At 40.6% G+C, this 21,089-nt stretch carries 20 protein-coding genes and 1 riboswitch; of the genes, 7 read left to right on the top strand and 13 right to left on the bottom strand.

The annotated features are described in order from the left end of the window. Positions 1 to 53: 53 nt before the first annotated feature. Together GN217_RS16740 and GN217_RS16745 are read right to left on the bottom strand one after the other, a co-directional pair. Positions 54 to 956 (bottom strand): hydroxymethylglutaryl-CoA lyase, encoded by a 903-nt coding sequence (locus GN217_RS16740; RefSeq protein WP_255454415.1) that lies wholly within the window; start codon positions 954 to 956, stop codon positions 54 to 56. 199 nt (positions 957 to 1,155) lie between these two features. Continuing rightward, positions 1,156 to 1,326, bottom strand: a complete 171-nt coding sequence (locus GN217_RS16745; RefSeq protein ID WP_198042706.1) for a hypothetical protein — start codon at positions 1,324 to 1,326, stop codon at positions 1,156 to 1,158. Positions 1,327 to 2,048: 722 nt separating this feature from the next. Here GN217_RS16745 and GN217_RS16750 point away from each other — a divergent pair. Genes GN217_RS16750 through GN217_RS16765 form a run of 4 tightly spaced genes read left to right on the top strand, consistent with a single transcriptional unit; the run spans position 2,049 to position 5,561 of the window. Next, a complete protein-coding gene (locus GN217_RS16750) occupies positions 2,049 to 2,678 on the top strand; it encodes a PspA/IM30 family protein (protein ID WP_156857801.1) in 630 nt (209 codons plus the stop codon). A 13-nt stretch (positions 2,679 to 2,691) separates the two neighbouring features. Continuing rightward, complete coding sequence (locus tag GN217_RS16755) at positions 2,692 to 3,723, top strand: TFIIB-type zinc ribbon-containing protein (RefSeq protein WP_156857802.1); 1,032 nt, start codon at positions 2,692 to 2,694, stop codon at positions 3,721 to 3,723. Further along, on the top strand, positions 3,723 to 4,517 hold the full coding sequence (locus GN217_RS16760; protein ID WP_198042708.1) for a TPM domain-containing protein: 795 nt from the start codon (positions 3,723 to 3,725) through the stop codon (positions 4,515 to 4,517). The genes GN217_RS16755 and GN217_RS16760 overlap by 1 nt, the downstream gene beginning before the upstream one ends. A gap of 36 nt (positions 4,518 to 4,553) precedes the next feature. Beyond that, a complete protein-coding gene (locus tag GN217_RS16765; RefSeq protein ID WP_156857804.1) occupies positions 4,554 to 5,561 on the top strand; it encodes an SPFH domain-containing protein in 1,008 nt (335 codons plus the stop codon). Positions 5,562 to 5,624: 63 nt separating this feature from the next. Here GN217_RS16765 and GN217_RS19330 read toward each other — a convergent pair whose 3' ends face one another. The 5 genes from GN217_RS19330 to uraA form a co-directional block, all read right to left on the bottom strand. Continuing rightward, on the bottom strand, positions 5,625 to 6,878 hold the full coding sequence (locus GN217_RS19330; RefSeq protein ID WP_156857805.1) for a PcsB-like coiled-coil domain-containing protein: 1,254 nt from the start codon (positions 6,876 to 6,878) through the stop codon (positions 5,625 to 5,627). A gap of 384 nt (positions 6,879 to 7,262) precedes the next feature. Then, positions 7,263 to 8,153 carry a 4-hydroxy-tetrahydrodipicolinate synthase gene (gene dapA / locus GN217_RS16775; protein ID WP_156857806.1) on the bottom strand — a complete coding sequence of 297 codons (891 nt, stop codon included), beginning with the start codon at positions 8,151 to 8,153 and terminating at the stop codon, positions 7,263 to 7,265. A 94-nt stretch (positions 8,154 to 8,247) separates the two neighbouring features. Next, positions 8,248 to 8,429, bottom strand: a riboswitch (Lysine riboswitch). A 267-nt stretch (positions 8,430 to 8,696) separates the two neighbouring features. Next, positions 8,697 to 9,599, bottom strand: a complete 903-nt coding sequence (rocF, locus tag GN217_RS16780) for an arginase (protein ID WP_156857807.1) — start codon at positions 9,597 to 9,599, stop codon at positions 8,697 to 8,699. Between the two features lie 127 nt (positions 9,600 to 9,726). After that, positions 9,727 to 10,926, bottom strand: coding sequence for an ornithine--oxo-acid transaminase (locus GN217_RS16785; RefSeq protein ID WP_156857808.1), 1,200 nt, complete (start codon positions 10,924 to 10,926; stop codon positions 9,727 to 9,729). Positions 10,927 to 11,244: 318 nt separating this feature from the next. Continuing rightward, entirely contained in the window at positions 11,245 to 12,504 is a 1,260-nt protein-coding gene (gene uraA / locus GN217_RS16790; RefSeq protein WP_156857809.1) for a uracil permease, read from the bottom strand. A 348-nt stretch (positions 12,505 to 12,852) separates the two neighbouring features. Here uraA and GN217_RS16795 point away from each other — a divergent pair, with 348 nt between their 5' ends. Beyond that, positions 12,853 to 13,278 (top strand): DUF2512 family protein, encoded by a 426-nt coding sequence (locus GN217_RS16795; RefSeq protein ID WP_232334482.1) that lies wholly within the window; start codon positions 12,853 to 12,855, stop codon positions 13,276 to 13,278. Positions 13,279 to 13,356: 78 nt separating this feature from the next. Here the strand turns inward: GN217_RS16795 and trmB are convergent, their stop codons facing one another. From trmB to GN217_RS16825, 6 genes are all read right to left on the bottom strand, one after another. Further along, on the bottom strand, positions 13,357 to 13,998 hold the full coding sequence (trmB, locus tag GN217_RS16800; protein WP_156857811.1) for a tRNA (guanosine(46)-N7)-methyltransferase TrmB: 642 nt from the start codon (positions 13,996 to 13,998) through the stop codon (positions 13,357 to 13,359). Positions 13,999 to 14,199: 201 nt separating this feature from the next. After that, positions 14,200 to 15,015 carry a phosphotransferase family protein gene (locus GN217_RS16805; protein WP_156857812.1) on the bottom strand — a complete coding sequence of 272 codons (816 nt, stop codon included), beginning with the start codon at positions 15,013 to 15,015 and terminating at the stop codon, positions 14,200 to 14,202. A 290-nt stretch (positions 15,016 to 15,305) separates the two neighbouring features. Then, complete coding sequence (locus GN217_RS16810; RefSeq protein ID WP_156857813.1) at positions 15,306 to 16,253, bottom strand: NERD domain-containing protein; 948 nt, start codon at positions 16,251 to 16,253, stop codon at positions 15,306 to 15,308. Between the two features lie 23 nt (positions 16,254 to 16,276). After that, a complete protein-coding gene (gene thpR / locus GN217_RS16815; RefSeq protein ID WP_156857814.1) occupies positions 16,277 to 16,828 on the bottom strand; it encodes an RNA 2',3'-cyclic phosphodiesterase in 552 nt (183 codons plus the stop codon). 14 nt (positions 16,829 to 16,842) lie between these two features. Continuing rightward, the gene (locus GN217_RS16820; RefSeq protein WP_156857815.1) at positions 16,843 to 17,562 is read right to left on the bottom strand and encodes a pseudouridine synthase; all 720 of its coding nucleotides are present in this window, start codon (positions 17,560 to 17,562) and stop codon (positions 16,843 to 16,845) included. 12 nt (positions 17,563 to 17,574) lie between these two features. Continuing rightward, complete coding sequence (locus GN217_RS16825; protein ID WP_156857816.1) at positions 17,575 to 19,200, bottom strand: putative polysaccharide biosynthesis protein; 1,626 nt, start codon at positions 19,198 to 19,200, stop codon at positions 17,575 to 17,577. A 156-nt stretch (positions 19,201 to 19,356) separates the two neighbouring features. Here GN217_RS16825 and GN217_RS16830 point away from each other — a divergent pair, with 156 nt between their 5' ends. Together GN217_RS16830 and GN217_RS18800 are read left to right on the top strand one after the other, a co-directional pair. Next, positions 19,357 to 20,604, top strand: a complete 1,248-nt coding sequence (locus GN217_RS16830) for a BaiN/RdsA family NAD(P)/FAD-dependent oxidoreductase (RefSeq protein WP_156857817.1) — start codon at positions 19,357 to 19,359, stop codon at positions 20,602 to 20,604. 126 nt (positions 20,605 to 20,730) lie between these two features. After that, on the top strand, positions 20,731 to 20,871 hold the full coding sequence (locus GN217_RS18800) for a hypothetical protein (protein ID WP_198042709.1): 141 nt from the start codon (positions 20,731 to 20,733) through the stop codon (positions 20,869 to 20,871). Positions 20,872 to 21,089: the final 218 nt, after the last annotated feature.

The raw sequence follows: 21,089 nt of genomic DNA on the forward strand, positions 1-21,089 counted from the left end.
GATAAGTAGAGTAAAATAAGCCATGATAACCGTTTCGGTACCATGGCTCATTATTAGGCATTGGATATATAAGCTAGGGAGCGGCTTGGCAGTTGCTTGCCAAGGATGTTTTGAATATAGAGACCTGCTTGCTGCATTTTCTTTTCACTAATCCCTGTTTCAATTCCGATCCCGTGCAGCAAGTACAATACATCATTCGTATCCACATTTCCGGTAGCACCCTTTGCATAAGGACAGCCTCCGAGCCCTCCTACAGTACTATCAAATCGATTTATTCCATAATGGAGTGAAGTCATAATATTGGCGATTGCCATCCCTCTTGTATCATGGAAATGGAGAATAAGCTTCTCTTTCGGGAAATGTTTCAGTAATACTTCGAGCAGCTTTTCAACATCGGTAGGAACCGCTGTCCCGATCGTATCGCCTAACGATAAATCATCGACACCTGCTTCAACGAGCCGGTCACATACTTCAAGCACTTGTTCTGGCGTAATCTTTCCTTGGTATGGACAATCGAATACAGTTGAAATATATCCTGTCACAAGTTTCCCGGCATCCTTTGCTTCCTTAATCACTTCTTCTAGAATCGGGTACGTATCCCCAATCGATTTATTAATATTCTTCTGATTATGCATTTCACTTGCCGACATGAAGACAGATGCCCGGTCAATACCTGCTTCCAATGCAAACTCTAATCCCTTCATGTTCGGAACAAGTGCTGAATAGGTAACATCTGGGTTACGGATAATACGCTCGCCCACTTCTCTTGCATCCTTAAGGGCGGGGATCATTTTTGGATTTACGAACGAGGAGTATTCTATCTCCTTTACCCCTGTATTCGAAAGCATATTAATCCAAGCAATTTTATGTTCGGTCGGAATCCATTCCTTTTCATTTTGTAAACCATCTCGGGGACCAACCTCTTTCATAATTACTTCTTTCGATAAATTTTCCACGCTATCCCTCCGTTCATCAAATCATTGGAACCGTTTACAATACGCTGTAAAAAATTAAACTCAATATTAGTTTACTCTTATTCAACATTGTTGAGTAAAGTATATAATAAATATTCAGCCATTGCAAATATATTATTCTAAAAAAACAAAACGAACTCTATTTAGAGCCCGTTTTGTTATCGTTGTGTTTATTTTTCGTTTAGAGTCCTTCATCTGTGTCTGCACTAGGATCTACGCCGCCATCAGGCGCTTCTTCACCAGGTACATCCGGTGTCATTGGTTCTTCTGCTGGATCTTCAGCATCTGCGCAAGCTACAAGGAATCCTGATAAAAGGAAAATCGAGGCGAAAATTTTGAGTTGCTTCTTCATCATGTTTCATTCCTTTCTTTAGCTTTCTACTTAATGTGTACCCCGATAAAGCCTTTACAAATCTTAAGAAAACATTACAAAAACATAACAAAGTTTTAACAATTAGTCCTATTCACAATTTACTATCAATAAAAAGAAAAATGAAACCAAACTTCCCTTTATACCGTAATATATATTACCCCAACTTTCGCAGCCCAAAACAGCGAATCACTTTCATTCAGCGTAAGTATTTTGAGCATTCATTTTATTGGCGTTCTAATTACCGTTCAGTTGCCCGGCGGACGGATGCTTTCTACGGGCACGGCCTCAGCCTCCTCGGAAGAAGTTCGCTTCCTGCTCAGGTCTGGACTCGTGCTTTTCCCGTAGGAGTCACCGTCCGCCGGGCAACTGAACTGGTAAAGATGATTATGATGAATGGAAGTTATTCCATCTTGATAAAATTATACTTCTGGAGTACGAAATAGTGTTCCTAGTTTGGCCTTTCCTGGGAGCAGTCCAGACACCTCGAGACTCCTGCGGGAGGATAGGCTTGGTGAGACCCCACAGCAGGCTTGCCTGCGAGGAGGCTCACCAGCCGCCCGCGGAAAGCGAGAGGTGTCTGGACTGCGGACCTCCAGGAGAAGGTTGCGCTCACGCTGAATAAAAGTGATTATTTTTTCAGATGCGAAAGGTGAGATATTGAGTTAAACTAAAATTAACCCTTATATGGAGGAGGAAGCGGAATGGGAATCCTTTCTAGATTTACTACCCTTATGAAAGCAAATATAAACAGTAGAATCGATCGTTCCAGAGATCCTGAAAAAGTTATTGAAAAAACATTACGCGATGTGAACCTCGATCTTCGTACTATACAATCTGAAGTGAATGCATTAGAAGCGGATGTAAGACGAGCTAAGCGGGCAGTGGATGAATGTGAAATGGAAATTAGAAAGCTAGAGCGCTACCGGGAACGCGCAGCTGATAGGATCGAAACACAGGCTGCAGGATTTTTAGATGACCAAGAACATCTAGAAAGTAAAAAGTTAGAGCTAGTTGCCAAGTATAATCGACTTCTAATAGAAGCAAGGCAAATGAGATTACTAGAAGAAAAATTAACGCTGGATGTCAGGCAATTGGAAGCAAGAAGCCGAATGATTAAAGAAAAATCAGCACTACTTAACCAGAAACAAAAAATAAATAGTGGGAACCCCTCCATTACTTCCGGTTTTATGAGTTACGAGGAAGAACTAAATTTTAAGCTGGATGAAGCTGAAGCACTTGAACAGCTAAGAAACAAACCAGCACCTATTGAGTCCATAGATGAAGAAATTGCAAAATTAACGACGAACAGAAGCGAGACATCTAACGAATAGCGGGGGATTACAAATGGTTATACAATATAAATGTCCAAACTGTGGGAGTGATATGACGTTCGATGCCGATTCTGGTACATTGTCCTGTGACAATTGCGGTAGACAGGATAATATAGAGAACTTTTCCGAGGACTTTATTGAAACGGTATTTGAAGAAGAGGAAGCAAAAGAATATCAATGTGAGAACTGCGGGGCTGTCATTGTTACAGATGGTGATACTACCGCGACCAATTGCAGTTTCTGTGGGGCAGCTGTCGTGTTGGCTGATCGTGTGTCTGGAATCCTTGCCCCTTCGCTTGTGCTTCCGTTCACCATTTCAAAACAGCAAGCAGAACAAGCATTTCGAAAATGGTGTAGAAGAGGACTGCTTACCCCTAAAGATTTCAAGATGGCTGACCGGATTAAAGAAATTACCGGCATATATGTCCCCTTCTGGCTCTATGATTTAAAAAATGAAGCGAAAGTCCATGCAATTGGAACGAGGGTAAGAAACTACACAAGAGGGGATTATATTTATACGGAAACAAAGTATTATGATGTATACCGAGATTTACGCATAGACTTTAGCCGGGTGCCAGTCGATGCTTCGGAAAAAATGGATGATGCTCTGATGGATAAGCTTGAACCCTATCAATATAGTGATCTAAAAGACTTCAAAACCCCTTATCTTGCAGGTTATATTGCAGAGAAGTACAATTATGATGCAGAAGATTTATTGCCACGGGTAAAGGATAAAATGCGTAAACCACTTGATGATTATATTCGTTCAACAATCAGTGGATACCATTCCGTGAATTATAAAGATAAAAATATCCGTACGGCAAAAACAAAAAGCCTATATACGCTACTTCCAGTCTGGATGGTATACTATGATTACGAGCAGGCGGAACATATTTTTGCAATGAACGGGCAAACCGGAAAAGTTGTCGGAAAGCCTCCACTCAGTAAAGCGAAGATTGCCGGATGGTTTGCAAGCATTGCCGGTGGATCCTTTATCTTAATGAAAATTATCTCCTTTATTGTTACAGGAGGTATCAATTTCTAATGTTCATGAACCGTTTATCAAAAAGTGCAATCATTTTTATCGCATTCTTTTTCTTATTCACAACTCCCGCCTTTGCAGATGTCGAGCGAATTTACGATGAAGCTGGCCTGTTAGATGCAAATCAAATACAACAGCTGGAAAAGAAAGCTGCCTCCTATTTTAGTGAATGGTCGACTGACTTCATTGTCGTTACAACAAATGACATCGAGGGTAAATCACTAAAGAGGTATACACAGGACATTTCCGATGAACTAGAAGAAAAACTGAACCGCGCAGAAGATAATATGGTCATCTTAACTATTTATATAGAATCAAGCGCGGATAGGGAAGCTTATATCGCAGGGTTCGGAAAGGGAGAGGAATATGTAGACGATGCAAGAATACAATTAATTCTCGATCACATTATCCCTGACTTGGCGAATGACGATTACTTTGAAGCTTTTGAGCTATTCTTTGAGAAATCCGCTGAATATTTGAATATTCGCCCCGGTGTAAATCCGGAATCTATTTTCTTAAATACGTATCTTCAACTTGGGGTTGCTATTACTCTAGGTGGATTAATCGTATTTATCATGGCATATTCCTCGGGGGGAAAAAGCACAGTAACAAGTGGAACATATTTAAATCGGAATAACTCGCGAATCGTCAAGAAGCATGACCGCTATCTCCGTAAAACCGTCACAAGAAAAAGAAAACCGTCAAATAATAGCAATAGCGGTGGCGGCGGTGGATTTGGTGGTGGCGGTGTCACCCGTGCTGGCCGCTCGCATAGTGGCGGCGGTAGGAAATTTTAAATAAATAATTATACGTAACGAGAAAGGACGGATTCCATGTCTTTTTTTAGAAATCAACTAGCAGACGTTGTGGAATGGCAAGAATTTAGAGATGATATGATTTTTTGGAAGTGGCCGAACCGGGAGATTAAAAAAGGCAGTCGCCTAATGATTCAACCTGGTCAAGATGCAATTTTCTTTAGTAATGGAAAAATTGAAGGAATTTTTGAAGAGGATGGGGAGTATAATATTGAATCAGAAATCATTCCTTTCTTATCAACTTTAAAAGGATTTAAATTTGGCTTTAATTCCGGACTGCGTGTCGAAGTCCTATTTGTTAACACGAAACAATTCACGGTGAAATGGGGAACGAAAAACGCAATCAACATCCCTTCCCCCTCCCCCGCTTTACCGGGTGGAATTCCAATCCGGGCGAACGGGACATTTAATTTTAAAGTAAATGATTATGTGAGATTAATCGAAAATGTAGCAGGTGTGAAAAAGAAATATCTCGTGGAAGATGTAAAAATCCGGATTACTACCGTGCTGGATCAACTCTTAATGAAATGGATTGCGCGTGAAGGGAAGGATATGTTTAATCTGCAAGCAAATTCATTTGAAATCTCACAGGGCATCCAGGAAGACCTTGATATGGAAATCTATGATTTAGGGCTTTCCATCACTGGATTTAATGTAAACAGCTTTAACTATCCAAAAGAAATTCAGGATATGATTACGAAAGCTGCTTCCCAGGGTATGGTTGGTGACGTTGCGAAATATCAACAACTTGAAATGACTGACGGTATAGCCTCAGGTAAGGTAAAAAGTGGCGGAACCGCATCCGACATGGCCGGGATGATGATGGGCATGAACGTTGCAAGTGAAATGATGAAAAACATGAAACAAATGAATCAACCGGACCAAAATCAACAACAGGAGCAACAAAATCAGCCAGCAGCGAATAACCAGTCAACTGGCAATTCAAGCAAGCCCAACTTCTGTCCAAATTGCGGGCAGAAAACAGATGGAGCAAACTTCTGCTCGAACTGTGGTCAAAAATTGTAATAGAAAAGGTCGGCACCAAGATGCCGACCTTTTCTTTGTTTTTTTATATAGGAGCACTTGTTATTACTGAATCGTTACTTTCACCGTGCGTACGCCCCAGCTTGTTGCTTGCTTTTGCGTTGGGACGAATACATCTATTTTATTTCCACGAATTGCGCTTCCTGTATCTCCTGCAATCGCATGGCCGTATCCTTCCACATGAACGATACTTCCAAGTGGAATGACACTTGGATCAACTGCGATTACCTTCGCATTTGGATTCGCCTTTAAATCGATTCCTGTACTTGTTACACCAGAACAGCCGTTACAGTCTGCTGTATAAGCGGTAGATGTAACTGTGAATGACTTATTATCAGATTCGCTTGGCTTTGGCGTTGGTTTCGATTCCGGTTTATTTACAGCCGGTTCTTCCTTTTTCACCTGAACCGGTTTGCTTTCTTTCTGTTCCTCTTTTTTCTCTACTGATTTCGTTTTAACCACTGCAGCTTGGGCTTGTTCTTCCTGTTTCGCTTTCTCAGCAGCTGCTAGTTTAATCTCTTCTTGGCGCTCACGTTCTGCCGCTTCTGCTGCAGCAATTTCTTTTTTGACTGTATCTTCCATTGTTTTTAAACGTGTATCTTCCCCTTCTAATTGCTCGACATAAGCAACTAGTTCCTGGCGCTTATCATTTAAAGACGCTTTAACCGTCTCTTGTTGCTGCTTTTCCTGTTCAATCTGTGCACGTTCTGCTTCTTGCGCTTCATGCATTTGGTCTAAATCATTCAGCTTTTCAAGTGTTGAGTGCTGATGCGCTTCGACAAGTTCCATATCAGCTTCAAGCTGTTCCATCAACATCGCATCCGAATCCATTACTTGATTGACTGCAGTTACGCGGCTAATGAAGTCTCCAAAGCTCTGGGAGTCAAAGATCACTTCAATATAATTAATTAGCCCGCCTGATTTCTGGTAGGATGATGCTCTTGTTTTCAACAAGTCAAAGCGTTCTTCAATACTTGCATTCAATCGATCGATTTCTGCTTGGAGGGTGTAAATCTCTTCTTTCGTAGTTTCAATCTCATATGTAATTTCCTCCACTTTTGCCTCTTTCTCTTGTAGAAGGTCATCTAACCGATTGACTTCCTCGTTCAATGCTTTCATATCGTCATAAAGTTCATTGATTTTCTGTTCCCCAGCTGATAAGTTGTTCTGGATTTCTTTTCTCTCTTGTTGGATCTCCTCTAAATCACCCTTGCCACTTGCATGGACTTGTAAATGAAAGGTGCCTTGGATAAATAATAGAGAAGCTATCAAGGTGACGATTGTTATCTTTTTCCTCAACCTTTTTCCCCCATTTCCATAGATTTCTAATTCGCAATCTATGGTTGCAGTATAACATCCAATCGTAACAAAAAGATTATGCTTAGATTACAATTAGATTTCAGGAGAAATTTACATTGAAACAAAGACGGAAACGCCCTTGCAGGTTAAGAACGCGATTTGTTACGCGGAAGCCTGGGACTGCGATTACTTGTCCCTCCGTAGAGGGTTTGCCACTAAGCTAGCACATCTAGTAGTCGCAGCAACGTACAAACTGTTACTCTCGGGCTAGTGCTAACAATTTCAGTTATCCTCAGCATCTTCATTTTACAAGGAACCTTAATAATCCCCTAAAGTTAAAAAGCTAAGGAAAAATAAATTCTCCTTAGCTTTAACATATTTCTATTAATTTTCTACAGTATTTGTTTGGAAGTTTACTAGGGTTTGCGTGAGATTTGCTTTTTCTACATCTGATAATGGGATGAGTGGTAAGCGGACACTTCCAACGGGTACGTTGATTTCATTTAATGCTTCTTTTACCGGTGATGGGCTTGGAGCCTGGAATAAGGCTTTTACAACCGGCACGATGCGACGGTGGATTCCAGCAGCTTCTGTAACGTTACCATCAAGGAAGTTTTGGACCATCGCTCGCATATCTTTCCCAATCACATGAGCTGCGACCGATACAACCCCCGTTCCACCAATAGAAAGAATTGGTAACGTCATGCCGTCATCCCCGCTATATACACTGAAGTCATCTCCAGTTTCTTCAATGATCTGAGATACTGCATCAAGATCTCCGCTCGCTTCTTTTACGGAGACGATGTTATCAACTTGGGACAAGCGGATAATCGTTTCAGGAGTCATGTTGACAGAAGATCTTCCTGGAATATTGTAAAGCATGACTGGTAAAGATGTGGACGCTGCAATTTGGCTGAAATGTTGATATAATCCCTCTTGAGAAGGTTTATTATAATATGGTACGACAAGCATAATTCCATCAATGCCAATCGATTCAACTTCTCTTGTCAGTTCAATGGAGGCTCTCGTATTATTCGAGCCTGTTCCGGCAAGCACCGGTACTTTGCCATTTACTTCTTTCACTACATATTTAAATAGTTCAACCTTTTCTCTCGTCGTTAATGTCGGTGATTCACCGGTTGTCCCGGCCACAACTAAACCATCAGTTCCTGTATCGAGTAAATGTTCAATTAGCTTTGACGTTCTACCATAATCTACTTCTCCGTGTTTATCAAAAGGTGTCACCATTGCTGTTAGTAATCTACCAAAATACATTTATTTCACATCCCTTTCTTTTTTACCATCAATAAAAGCAAAAAAGCAATAACGGTTTGGGCCGCTATTGCTTTTCGAACGATGGATTGTTCTTTCGCTTGATAGCTCCCCATATAGTTGCCTATATGACAGATCTATACCTATTCGATATAGACCCAGCATCCGGAATTAATGAGCTTCCTTCTGCTTCGGCAATTCCCCCTTTCCATATGGTTCACTGGGTCTCATTCACCCTCCACATATGTACTAATGGTCACTGCAACCTCTATCCTTACTTTATCGTTTATAAAATAAGAGATATTTAATTGTTTTCACTACTATAACAAAGACTGTAAGAAATAACAAGTAACAGCAGCTCTTTACTGCTATATTTATGTTATTTGCACCCTAACCGTGCATCTTTTATACAGGAAAACATCATCTAGTCGTTTTTTCCTTACTGAGTATTAGTTGAATAAATTGGGCCGTTACTGGCTGTTGAATCTCTCACTTAGGATTTGCAATTATTCTGATGTTACAATGGGAATTTTATAACCAATTACTCTAGGATAGGATTCGTTCACCAAATAATGATCCAATTAAGTCAACTGCCAATGTCCCCGTTTTATTTCGCTCATCAAGAATTGGATTGACCTCTACAAATTCAGCGGATGTAATTTTACCAGTTTCCGCAAGCATCTCCATGGCAAGATGAGCTTCACGGAACGTTACCCCGCCTGGAACTGGAGTGCCGACACCCGGTGCGTCCAAGGGATCTATTGCATCGAGATCAAAGGAAAGATGCACCCCGTCTACCCCCTGCTCTTCAAAATATTGATTCGTATCTTCAATAATCTGAGGCATGCCGATTCGATCAATTTCATGCATCGTGTACACTTTGATTCCTTTTTCTTTAATAAAATCTTTTTCACCAGGATCTAGGTCACGCGCACCGATGATAATAATATTTTCTGGTTTTACTTTTGGAGAATATCCACCAATTTCAGTGAGACTTTCTTCGCCATAGCCTAACGATGCAGCAAGTGGCATACCATGGATATTTCCGGATGGAGACGTCTCAGGAGTATTCAGATCTCCGTGGGCGTCATACCATATAAGGCCAAGATTTTTATAAGATTTAGCTACCCCTGCTAATGTACCAATAGCCATACTATGGTCACCGCCTAAAATAAGCGGAAAAGAATCCTTTTGTATAACTTCTTCAATCTGGATCATTAACTGTTCACTTGCTTTATAGACCGCTTCCAAGTTTCTGATTCCAGTTTTCGGATCTGTCTTTAGTTTATCTCTACCAATCTGGATATCTCCTAAATCTTTAACGGTGTATCCCCTATTCTCAAGCCTTTCTATGATACCGGCATAGCGAATTGCACTGGGGCCCATATCGACTCCGCGCCGTAATTGACCAAGATCGATCGGCATTCCGATAATTGATATATTTCTCATGTGAAAAACCTCCAGTTGCCTTTTAAATATGTAACAAAAGCTCGTATATCTCTATATATATTTTCAAAATAGAACTGGAACATAACCAGTCACACATTCGTTATGTTCCAGCCTAGTGAAAATTTCTCTATTTACTTAATACGTTATGAATGCGTTCTAGTGCCCAATCTAGGTTTTCTTTGGTGATTATTAATGGCGGTGCGAAACGAATTGTATTCTCGTGGGTCTCTTTACAGAGAATTCCCTCTTCTTTTAGTGTCTCACAGAACCCCCGGACTGGGTGGTTAAACTCGACACCGATAAAGAGTCCTCGCGCCCGCACTTCCACTAAATCCGGATTATCGATTTTTCGTAATTCTTCAGCGAAATATTTACCGAGCCGAAGAGAGTTCGTTACAAGATCCTCTTCCTCGATGACATCAATCGAAGCAATAGAAACCGCACAAGCAAGTGGATTACCACCAAATGTGGAACCGTGGGATCCAGGCGTAAATACATCCATGATTTCTTTGTTCGCAGCAATCGCAGAGACTGGCATAACACCACCGCCAAGCGCTTTACCCATGACATAAATATCCGGTTCTACACCTTCCCATTCACAGGCAAACATCTTCCCTGTCCGGCCTAAACCAGTTTGTACTTCATCAGCTATAAACAATACATTATTCTCATCACAGATCTTACGGATTTCACGTAAATAACCTTCTGGAGGAATTATGATCCCTGCTTCCCCTTGGATTGGTTCAACAATAATCGCTGCCGTGTTTGGGGTAATTGCTTTGCGAATAGCTTCCACTTCACCAAAAGCAACCTTCATAATCCCTGGTACAAATGGTCCGAAGTTTTTTGTTGCTGTTTCATCATTAGACAAAGAAATGGAATTGATCGAACGGCCATGGAAGTTACCCCTTGCAGCAATAATTTCTGCCTGATTATCCTGCACACCTTTTACTTCATAGGCCCAGCGCCGTGCAGCTTTGATTGCTGTCTCGACGGCTTCCACCCCAGTATTCATCGGTAAAACTTTATCTTTGCCGGTTAATTTCGCAATTCTTTCCGTCAACCTACCAAGAATATCATTATGAAACGCTCTAGAAGTCAGTGTTACTCGATCTGCCTGATCTTTTAATGCTTGAATAATTTTTGGGTGGCGATGCCCTTGATTTAGAGCGGAATATGCACTCAACATATCTAAATACTCATTACCTTCCGGGTCTTTCACCCATACCCCTTCCGCTTCAGAAATCACAATTGGGAGTGGATGGTAATTATTTGCACCATACTGCTCCGTTTGTGAAATAATACCATCCGTTGTTTTTATCGTCATAACCCTTTTCCCCCTTATGTACTTTCATACTTCATTTAAAATATTGATTTGTTTGATTATAACATAGAACGAAACTTCAGTGGAATTTTACGACTAAAATCTACTATTACTGACATTGCGACAAGCGCCGCGTTTTCAGTCCTGCTCTATCCCACTGGGTATTAGTTGAATTAAAGTCAGGTGTTAACGACGATTACCTATCGCCTGAATTCGTTCGGTTCTCAGATACGTTAGGTCTAGGGGCGATTACACCGTAATAGATTGTCTAGCTTCAGCTTTTGATATAGAAAAAGAAGTCAGAACATAATTATTCTGACTTCATTCATTAGATAATTTTAATACATCGAGCAGTCTGAAAAAGATGCTGATGATAATCGCGACGATTGTTGCAAGGCCCATGCCTGTCAATGCAACCGAACCAATATTGATACTTGCACCACTGATCCCAATTCCAAGCACGACACACGTTAGAATGACATTTTGAGAATTATTATAATCAATCTGTGCTTCAACGAGCATTCTTAACCCGCTAACCGCGATGATTCCAAAGAGCAGTAAGGAAATACCTCCCATTACCGGTGTCGGGATAGATGATATCAATGCTGCAAGTTTTCCACAGAATGATAGAATAATTGCAGTAATGGCCGCTCCCCCGATTATCCAAGTGGAGTATACTCTTGTTATTGCGAGTACTCCTATATTCTCACCGTACGTTGTGTTTGGTGTGGAACCGAATAAACTCGAGATCATTGTTGAAATACCGTTACCTAATAGGGAACGGTCTAAGCCCGGATCTTTCACTAGGTCTCTCTTCACGATATTCCCTGTCACAACTAAGTGACCAATATGTTCGGGAATTAAAACGAGTGCCGCTGGTAAAATAATTAAAATATCTGCCCAGTTAAACTCAATTTTGTAGTATGTCGGCATTTGAATCCAAGCGGCCTCTTTTACCGCCGTATAATCAACGATACCGTATATAGTGGCAATGATAAATCCAGTTACGATTCCAAGTAAAATCGGAATGATTTTTAAAAAGCCGCGCATTGTTACCCAGTAGATGATTGTCGCACCAAGTGTAAGTAAAGCAACCGTAATCGCTGTCGTGTCTCTAGGTTCGTCTTGAGCAGCGATCAATCCTGCCATATCCGCAGCTACTGGCACAAGCTCCAGTCCAATTACCGCAACAATCGCTCCCATTGCCGCCGGCGGGAATATAAAGTCAATCCAAGACGTTCCGGCAAACTTAACGATTAAGCCGATAAGGACAAGTACTGCACCTACAACGAAGAATCCACCAAGGGCCGCCCCGTATCCGCCACCATGTGTCAAGACGACTGTAACCGGCGAGATAAATGCAAAACTTGAACCTAAATAAGCTGGAATCTTTCCTTTTGTAATAAAGATATATAATAACGTTCCAAATCCATTCATTATTAGAATCGTTGCTGGGTCAACCCCGAACAAAATTGGTACAAGCACGGTTGAACCAAACATGGCAAACAAATGCTGTAGGCTTAATGGCAGACTCTGCATAAAGGGTAATCGTTCATCGACGCCAATTTCTCGTTGTTTCATATTCCTTCTCCTCGCATTTTATTTTTCTAGCGAAAGGTGTTTTTTTAAATTGTTGCATAAAAAAACACCTTGCCTTTATGCCAGCAAGGTGCAGATTTTTAGCGCATGGATATTCCCATTCCACTATCAGTCGTTCTCTTCGAACAACTAAATTCCGCATCACCTTGCCAACCTCACAGGGTTGACTTAAAGGCAACTAATTATTTTCACTACTAATAATTATGACAAATAACGACCTATAAAGTCAAGTACTTTTTTAAAACTCGATTATTCGTGTATAAAAAGCTATAACCAGCTTAATACTAACTCTATATAATCAAGAAGCGAGGGGTTATTAAATTGGTACATATGAAAGCATTGGGCATTAAATGGGTTTACACAGCGATTATCCTGTCATCATTTCTCGCCGTGTTTGGATCAGTTACAGTTGGTCATTTAATTATCCTTTCACTCTTGTTGACAGGAGTTGCTTATCTAGCGGACATTCTTATCCTTCCTGCAATTGGCATGCTCGCATCAGCTATCGTTGACTTCGGCATTTCATTTCTCGTCGTTTGGCTATTTTCTGGAATGTATGTTGGCCAATCAACAGCTTTAGTAGCCATTTCGTTGGCGATTGCTTATTTCTTTACATTTTGCGAGGCACTCTTTCATGTGTATATGAAAGAGCGAATACTACCGAGAAGGGAAGCGACCATTATCCCGTTTCCTGCAATGCGATATCAAACGGAGGCAAGTGAGGAAATTTATCCAGAGAAAGATAAAAAAGATTAATGATATTTATCACAAAATCATTTCTTATAAACCGCACATCCCGCTATATACAATTAGAAAGGGATATGCGGTTTTTACTTATCCTTGAAAAACAGCTTTGCAGCGATAAATCGGATGTCCTTTGGCAGAAAACTTTTCTTCATACTCTGTCATGACATTCAATGGATCTTCTTCTGCATGCAAATCAAGATTTACTTCTCCCAGCAACATACCGAATGCGGAGAAGCTGCAGAGGGAATACTCGAATAGTCCACGATTATCGGTTTTAAATAGGAGTTCCCCTTCTTGCTGTAAAATATGTTCATACTGTTTTAAGAATGTCGTATACGTTAAGCGACGTTTCTCATGGCGATTTTTCGGCCATGGATCAGAGAAATTCAAATAAATAGTTGAAATTTCATCCTCCGCAAAGTAATCAAGCAAATGATTAGCATCTGCGTGGACGAGCAGTAAGTTGTCCAGTTCTGCCTCCAATGCTTTCTCACCTGCTGTCACGACGACACTCTTTGCAACTTCCATTCCAATAAAATTAATATCGGGATGCTGCTTTGCCATCCCGACAAGAAATTGCCCTTTTCCTGTTCCTACTTCCAAATGCAAGGGCTGCTTGCTTGCAAATAAGCCCTGCCATCTGCCCTTTTGTTCAGTAGGATTTTGTATTATTAAATCCTGATGCTCTAATAAAAAATCATCAGCCCATGGTTTATAACGTTGACGCATTTCCTATCCATCCTTACCTATCATGTCTTCTCTATTTATAAAGTGATACTTCATTCAGTGGTGGATCCTTCCCCCCTGAATGTTAGTTGAACAGAATCAGGGATTTACGGACTGTTTATCCCCAACCCTCACATATTCGGTTTCCCTCTTGTTTAGAGGTGGGGTATTACAGACCGTTAATATGTGATAAAGCAAATGATGTCAGTTTATCATGCTTTCCATAAATTGATTCAATTCACTTAATGTCTCCAACCGTTCCTTTACCTTATCTGCTTCATGTCTTTCACTATGCCAGCTAATATAATCAAGGGCATTCAACAATAGATACCAGTGCATTCTTTCATACAAATATTCATGCTCGGTGACTCCGTATCTCTCCAGCCATTCGTCCCATTCTTCTTTAGGGATATACCATTTCAAAAGGAAACCAAAATCGATCACTGGATCGGCAATCATAGCATTATCCCAATCCACTAGAAATATCTCCCCTGACTCAGACATTAATAAATTATTATGATTAAGATCACAATGACAGACAACAAGCTTTTGATTTCGGGTAATCGGTAAAAGCTTCACCAAATAATTTAAAGCAACAGCGACTTCTTCATATTGCTCGAGTAAACCGAGGCGCACTAAACGTCCCTCGATCTCTAGGAGTGATTGATCAGATGTAACTGGTTTCTTTCCTAGGCGCATGAGCATATGCAATAGTTCAGGCGAATGATGAATTTTCTTTAATAATTCCATAATTTGCCCGCTCTTCATATCTTCCTTGGTTAAATCTCTACCTTCGAGCCACTCTTGGGCGGTTATCACATCACCATTTTCCATCCGTTTTGTCCAAATCAACTTAGGAACAATACCGACAGCCGATAACACCGCGAGAAATGGCGAGCTATTCCGTTTAACAAATAATTTGCGATTGTCTTTTGTAGCAATATAGGCGTCCCCTGTTAGGCCGCCAGCTGGAGTGAGCGTCCAGCCTTTTCCTACCGCTTTTTCAAGCCATTCCTTCATGAAGTTTTCCCATCTTTCACTTGTAACATTTGAAATACCATTTTAAAATTAATTGTATCAAATTACAACTATATGTATTATTTCGGAATAATTAACCGGATTCCGTTCTGTCGCTTTTTGATTTCCCGCCTTATAAACTTGTGTCTCGCCGTCCACTTTTTTCCGACTCGATTGTTAAGCTTCCAGGAGTTCGATTCCTTTTATCTCTTCTCCTAAATCCCAATAAAAACAGTAAAATGCGTTTGTAATCTGCCGTTCCCAACTTTGCGGATTTACGATAAAGATCCATATTATATGTCTTCCGCTTCTTCTATTGTAGCATGTCCACTCCCGTCTTTTTCCCATTCCGATCGCTTCAATGAGGTGGATTGGCAACATCTTAATAAAGTTTGCGCAGCTTTGATTTGAACATTTTTTAACGGCGATTGAAAGGATCTTTTTTCATTAAACCAATCGATATAATTTGTACTGCCAATAATTTGCGTCTGGTAAGGTTCACTTGCAAAATAAATTGGATTAGTACGTGACAATACGCTCCTTTTAACAGGTAGTGAAATGTCTTTTGTAGCCAATATGCTTTTCACTAATTTTTCCGTCCGTTTTAATGAAATGAGCGGATTTAATATCTTTCTGTTTCCCTTTGGGCTCTCTACATGCCATGTCCGCTCTTCGCTTGCCATCAGAACCGCATCTTCTTCCAACTCGACATATTGGATTACTTCTATTTCCACAGGTGAAATTAAAATAATATCACCTTCCACAGGCACTTGCCTAATTGAAAATATTGGATGATACATGACGAGATACGTATCTGGAAGTCGCTGGAGCAAATATTTCAACAAGGAATCTGAATAATATTTTTTGGCAACGATTGATTGATGAGTCACGGTCGATGTTGCCCATTTCATCTGAAAGTTTAATAGATTATCTAGAAATTCCTGTTTTAATTCCTGCTCAGTTTCAGGAAGAGCTTCCGTTTCACTTGATTGCTCTTCTTGAACCGTTTCTGAGTAAACTTGTTTTCTTAATAATTTATTCTTTAACTTGGATATAATAGAATCCGCCGTTTCCTCCGAATATAGTTCTTCTTGTGATGGCATGTCTCGGCGCGGGCTGGACCAGCGTTCATATAACCGGTCCCAGCTTTCCCGTTTTAGACGGATGTACTGCGTGGGGTACCGAAATGTATCCCATTCATATCTCGTAATGTAATCTTGAATTTTAATTAACTGTGCCATTAAAAACCACCCTTTCTAGCCATTCAAAGTGGAAAAACAGCAGCTTTTTCATAGCTTGGTACGTGTCCTGGATGAATCTTATATAAAGTAAAGGCAGTGACCTCAAATTGATTAATCTGCTGATAACGTAATTTTATCTCGTTTAGCTTACCTTCTGGCAAATCAAATGCTTTTCCCCATTTTTTTCCAAGGGTAAGATGGGGACGATATGCACGTTTCTCTTGCTCAAAACCTAACGTTTCTGTCGCTTTTACAATCTGCTGTTGTAATTGCAGGAGTTCCTCATTAAGACGGACATCGACAAAAAGGACACGCGGACGGTTACCCTTTCCGAATGTACCTAGTCCTTCCAATGAAAGCGTAAAGCTACCGGAAAACTGTAATATTTCCAGTTGCTTCACAAGCTTTTCAAGATGGTCTCGATGCACCTCTCCTAAAAAGGAAAGTGTTATATGCAAATCGCGTGCATCTGTCCAGCTTTTATACGGGAAAATCGGCTTTAACTCCTGTTGCCAATCATTATAAAAATTCTTTAAATCATCCGGGATCTCAATTCCAAGAAAATAATGGCTCACTTTCTCACCTCATGTTATGCATCCTTCACTTGCTCACAATAAGCTAGCTCCTCTTCATTCAAGCGGCGGTACTCACCCTTTGGAAGGGATGGATCGAGAGTTAGTTCGCCCATCCGCAGCCTTTTCAGATAAGTGACCTTTTTACCAACAGCCTCAAACATCCGCTTTACTTGATGGAATTTTCCTTCCGTAATGGTCAGTTCAACTTCGGAGATAGAACCACTTCGTAAAATCACAAGCTCGGCAGGTTTAGAGAGTTCCAATTCCCCAATATCTACTCCATCCTTAAACTTACGAATATCCTCATCTGTTATTCTTCCCTCAATAGTTGCGAAATATGTTTTTTCCACGTTTTTCTTTGGTGAGAGAAGACGATGTGCAAGATCACCATCGTTTGTAAGAAGTAATAACCCTTCTGTACCCTTATCGAGCCTCCCTACTGGAAATGGCTGAAAGTGTTGAAAATAAGGATCAATTAAATCAACGACAGTTCTTGTATGATAATCTCTAGTGGCTGATAAAATACCATCCGGTTTATGGAGCATCAAATAGATATATTTCTCATAAACGATTTTCTGGCCGTCCACTTTTACAACATCTATTTCAGGATCAATATGCTTGCTCCCATTTTTTATAAACGCATCATTAACAGTAACAAGGTTTTTCTTCAACATGGCTTTTACTTCTTTTCTTGTGCCAACTCCCATATTGGAAAGCATTTTATCTAACCGCATTCTATCCCTCCATTATTTACGGAGCTTACGTAATAACTTATCGACAAACGGTATTTCATCACCGAATACGTGATGAAGTAATGTTGATGTATAGGCGAGCCATAAATAAACTCCCCCGCCAACAGATACTCCTGCAAGCAATACGATAATGGATCCGGTACGTGATGTTTCATACGAAATGAACATACCAAGAATTGCTTTTACAACAAAGATAGCGAGCGCCATAATCGCCCCAAAAATTAAAATGAGTATCGTCCGTTTCGTGACTTGACGGAACGGAAAATCAACCGACCGCTTAATCCGGAATAAATTAATACATACGGCAATAATAACAGCAAGACCAGTACCGAATATAATCCCTTTTGCACCGAACCACTGGATCAGCTGAATATTTAGTAATACCTTAACGAGTAATCCTGCCATTAAGCTCAGCACGGTAAAGTTTTGTTGATTGATTCCTTGCAAGATCGACGCTGTTACGGTAAACAACGCAAAGAAAAGACCAACCGGTGCATACCATGCAAGCAGCGTTCCTGTCGTTGCAATCTCATCCAACCCATACAAGGACGCATAAAACACATCAGCTAGACAAGCAATTCCAATTACTGCCGGAATAACCAATACAAGGACGATTTGTAACGATTGGTTAATTTGTGTATGCAATTCTTTTATATTTCTCTGTGCAAATGTCCGGGTTAATGCCGGAAGAATAGCTAAAGAAAGTCCCGTTGCGATTGTACCTGGGATAATGACGATTTTGTGGGCTAATGTATTGATTGCCCCAAGCGTCCAATACATTTCTTCATTCCCAGCTGCTACAAGTGCTCGTTCAAAGGTAAATAAATCAACGAGTTGATAAAGTGAAGTAGCAAGTCCAACAATAATAAAAGGTCCTGCATAACTGAGCATTTCCTTAAATATATCTTTTGTAGTTAACTCACTATTCACAGCTTGTTCTTCAAGGAGCCGGTCAAGATGTGGTTTTCTTTTTTTCCAATACCATAACAGAACGAACCAAGATCCGACCGCTCCGACGAATGCTCCAAATGTCGCAAAGCCAACAGCAGTTGCAATCGTGCCTTTTAAAATAACTATAACAATAAATACAGACACAAGAACAAACGCAATCCTCACAATTTGCTCGGTTACGGTTGAAATTGCTGACGGTCCCATGGATTCATGTCCCTGGAAAAAACCGCGCATAATACTCATAGCAGGAATAATGATTAAGGCAAAGCTTACTGCACGGATGACGAGTATGACATCCTCGACTGTTGCCCCTTGTGAACCATCCCCCGTAATAATCCAATGAGCAAGGATATCAGCCCCTAAATAAAGAATAAGAAAGGCTATAAATCCTGTAATAAACATAAGAACGGTGCCATGTTTAAAGGTACGCCTACCTGTCGCATAGTCACCCAGGGCATTGTATTTTGATATAGTTTTCGACATTGCCAGTGGAATACCAATGGTCGAGATACTCAACATAATATTATATGGAACATAAGCGATATTATATAGTGTTGCCCCTTCTGCTCCAACTAACATGTTAAATGGTATTAAATAAATCAATCCTAAAAATTTAGATAGAAAGGTTGCTACTGTAAGCAGCAATGATCCTCTGACAAGATTCGACATGTTTTCACCTGTATTTCTCTTAAATAGATACCTATGTTATTTTACCATAAACTTGCCTTAACTGATATTGAAACTGTTTTAATATCATGTATTTACTTAGAAAGTTGCTCAGGTTGACCCGGAAAGGGTAAGATATCTAACGAGAGGAGTGAAAAAATGACTTATGACGTTATTGTCATTGGTGGTGGACCGTCAGGATTAATGGCCGCAATTTCAGCAGCCGAGCACGGTGCTCACACACTTTTACTTGAAAAAGGTAAAAAACTAGGTAAAAAGCTGGCCATTTCTGGGGGCGGTCGTTGTAATGTAACAAATCGGCTACCTGAAGATGAAGTAATTAAACATATTCCAGGGAACGGTAAATTTCTTTACAGTGCGTTCACTGTTTTTAATAATTACGATATTATTGAATTCTTTGAGAACCTTGGAGTTGCCTTAAAAGAAGAAGACCATGGGCGTATGTTTCCCGCCTCGAATTCAGCAGCTTCGGTTGTTAATACCCTCATTGATCAACTGAACAAGCTTCAAGTGGAAGTCAAATTAAATTCTCCAGTTAAAGCGGTCGACTATGGAGAAACGGTTCATAAAGTATATGGCGAAAATGGAGATGAATATGAAACGAAGGCTATTGTCATTGCTGTCGGAGGGAAAGCAGTGCCTCATACAGGAAGCAATGGTGAAGGATACCCTTGGGCAAAGAAAGCTGGTCATACGATTACAACACTATTTCCTACAGAAGTTCCTTTGACATCTAAGGAATCTTTTATAAAAGAACGAATCCTGCAAGGACTTGCGCTAAGGGATGTAGCCATTTCTGTATTAAACAAAAAAGGGAAATCAATTATAACCCATCGCATGGACATGCTCTTCACTCATTTCGGGGTCTCGGGACCTGCCATTTTACGCTGCTCCCAATTTGTCGTGAAGGAATTGATGAAAGAACAGGCTGTAACTTTACAAATCGATGCTCTCCCCGACAAAAATCAAGAAAAAATCAGACAGGAGATAAACGAACTCATCCATAATAATCCAAAACGTGCCATTAAGAACAGCTTAAAAGGTCTTATTCCTGAGCGGTATCTCCAATTCTTGCTTGATACTTTAACCCTTGACGGAAACTTACAAGGTAACCATCTTTCTAATGAGAATGTCCGTGCACTTGCTCAAGTGATTAAACAATTTTCCTTTAAAGTCGATGGATCTCTTCCGATGGAAAAAGCATTCGTTACAGGTGGTGGGGTTTCCATTAAAGAGATTGTGCCAAACACAATGCAATCAAAATTGATGGGCAGATTATTCTTCTGCGGAGAAATACTCGACATTCACGGCTACACCGGAGGCTATAACATCACCTCGGCCCTTGTCACGGGGCGCCTTGCCGGTATGAATGCCGCATGGAGCTAACTTGTTCCCTCGGGAGACTTTAGATGTTGTTGACTGCTAATTTCCAATAGCTGCCTCGTATGATTGCAACCAAGTAGCTAACACTATAACTGTCTAATAGCTTAGACAGAAAGGGATGGATAAAAAATGAAAAATGGAATCTGGCTACCGCTAATCGCGTCAATCGGTGTTGGTGCTGCTACGTTCTATTCGATGAGCCGCGGGAATAATCAGGGCATCGAGCAAATGATGCAACAAATTATGCCGGGTAAATCGTCTTCCTCATGAACGAAATAGTTCCCATTTGAATCGTCCCATTTGGAAAGCTTATTGGGCAACAAAAAAACGTGGTTCTTATAAGAGCCACGTTTTTCATTTGCGCGCGCCCAGCAAGCCGTTAATTGCTAGTTGGTGAAAGTCCAACCTGAGTAGGTGCCAAGACGCTCAGTAGCTGACAGGCAACTGGTGGAGAAATCCTAAGGTTGAAGCCCTGTGACAAAGTAACT

It is taken from the genome of Oceanobacillus sp. AG (assembly GCF_009746545.1).
GTDB lineage: Bacteria > Bacillota > Bacilli > Bacillales > Amphibacillaceae > Oceanobacillus > Oceanobacillus indicireducens.